Genomic DNA, 2,024 nt, shown 5'->3' with positions numbered 1-2,024 from the left:
CTTCGGACCCGGGTTGCGCGCGCCGCCGCCGAGACCGCCGGCCCCGCCGTCGAAGCCGCCCGGACGTCTCACCGGGCCTCGAAGCGCCCGCGCAGCGCGGCGACCACCTGCGGGATGATCCGGTACACGGTGCCGCAGCTCATCGTCACCATCACGTCGCCGGGTTCCGCGATCTCCGCGAGATAGTCGGCGGCGCGCTGCCACTCGTCGATGTACACGACCTTGGAGGGGTCGGCGAAGTCGTCAGAGACCAGCGCCCCGGTCACCCCGGGCACGGGATCCTCCCGCGCGCCGTCCACCGCGAGCACGACGGTCCGATCCGCGCCCCGCTCCAGCACCTCGGCGAACTCGCGGTGGAAGAGGCTCGTTCGACTGAAGAGGTGCGGCTGGTGGATGGCGATCAGCCGGCCGTCGCCGACCACGGCCCGGGCCGAGTCGAGGAGAGCCGCGACCTCGGTCGGGTGGTGCGCGTAGTCGTCGTAGACGCGCACGCCGCCGACCTCGGCGTGGAACTCGAAGCGGCGCTTCGTGCCGCCGAACGCCGAGATCGCATCGAGCGCCGGTCCGGGCTCGTACCCGAGCCCGAGCAGCACGGCGAGCGCCCCCGTCGCGTTCACCGCGTTGTGGCGGCCGAAAACCTGCAGTCGCGCCTCGTGCCGCTGCCCGTCCGTCTCGACGACGAAACGCACCGGCCCCGAGTCGTCGACCGAGACGAGCCGCACATCGGCGCCCTCGGCCTCGCCGAACGTACGGATCACCGGAGTCCTCGACGCGTCGGATTCGTCGGCGCCGGCAGCGGCATCGGCATCGGCATCGGCGCGCAGCGCCTCGAGCACCTCGAGGGCGCCGGGGTCGTCGGCGGAGATGACGACCTGCTCCCCCGCCGCGCGGGCGAAGTCGATGAAGGCCGCCATGAAGGCCTCGCGCGAGCCGTAGAAGTCGAGGTGCTCGGGATCCACGTTCGTGATCAGCGCGATCGCCGTGTCGTAGAGCAGGAACGACTTGTCGCTCTCGTCCGCCTCGATCACGAAGAGGTCGTCGCCCCCGCGTGCCGACGAGACCTCGAGCGACTCGATGATGCCGCCGTTCACGAACGAGGGATCCGCACCGAGACCGAGCAGCCCGGTCACGATCATGCCCGTCGACGTGGTCTTGCCGTGCGCGCCGGCGACCGAGACGAGGCGCTTGCCGCGCGCCAGCCAGGCCAGCGCGTGGGAGCGGTGCAGCACCGGCAGGCCGTGCGCGAGCGCGTGCTGATACTCGGGATTGTCCTGCCACAGCGCACCCGTCACCACGAGCGTGTCGGCGTCGCCGACGTTCGCGGCGTCGTGCCCGATCGAGACCCGGATGCCGAGCTCCTCGAGGGTCTTCGTGCTGTAGTTCGCACTGCGGTCAGAGCCGGTGACCGGCACCCCGGCGGCATGCATCATCCGCGCGATCCCGCTCATGCCCGAGCCGCCGATCCCCACGAAGTGCACGCGGCCGAGTTCCTCCGGGATCTCGAGGTCGAGGTCGGGGTAGATCATCGGGGCTCCTTCGTGTCCGCGGCGAGGGCTTCGCGCACTAGATCGTACAGCCGCTCCGTCCCGTCGAGGGCACCGGCCTCCCGCGCACGGGCGGACATCTCCGCGAGCCGCGACTCGTCGCCCAGGAGCGGGATCAGCGTGCGGTCCACCCACTCGGGCGTGAGATCCCCGTCGTCGACCAGCAGGGCGCCGCCCGCCGCGACCACGCCGGCCGCGTTCAGACGCTGCTCGCCGTTGCCCGAGGCGTAGGGCACGAACACCGCCGGTATGCCGAGGCCCGAGAGCTCGCTCACCGTCGCCGACCCGGCGCGCGAGACGACGAGGTCGCAGGCCGTGAGCGCCAGATCCATCCGATCGCAGTAGGGCAGCACGACGTAGCCGGGTACGCCCGGGTCCTCGAGCTCGGTCAGCCTCCCCCAGATGTGCAGCACCTGCGCGCCGGAGTCGACGATGCGGCGTGCCGAGCCGCCGATCCCGCGGTTGAGCGCGCGGGCGCCG

2 protein-coding genes are annotated in these 2,024 nt (G+C 72.0%); both read right to left on the bottom strand.

Annotated elements, in window-relative coordinates:
• Positions 1 to 68: 68 nt before the first annotated feature.
• On the bottom strand, positions 69 to 1,526 hold the full coding sequence (gene murC / locus ACFPZL_RS12605) for a UDP-N-acetylmuramate--L-alanine ligase (protein WP_218113737.1): 1,458 nt from the start codon (positions 1,524 to 1,526) through the stop codon (positions 69 to 71).
• A partial coding sequence (locus tag ACFPZL_RS12600) for a UDP-N-acetylglucosamine--N-acetylmuramyl-(pentapeptide) pyrophosphoryl-undecaprenol N-acetylglucosamine transferase (RefSeq protein WP_382335691.1) occupies positions 1,523 to 2,024 on the bottom strand: 502 nt, incomplete at its 5' end. The genes murC and ACFPZL_RS12600, both read right to left, overlap by 4 nt.

The sequence above is a fragment of the Leucobacter soli genome, from assembly GCF_042659205.1.
Lineage (GTDB): Bacteria > Actinomycetota > Actinomycetes > Actinomycetales > Microbacteriaceae > Leucobacter > Leucobacter soli.
Note: the sequence above shows the minus strand (reverse complement) of the source record. Positions and strands in the feature narration are given on the sequence as shown.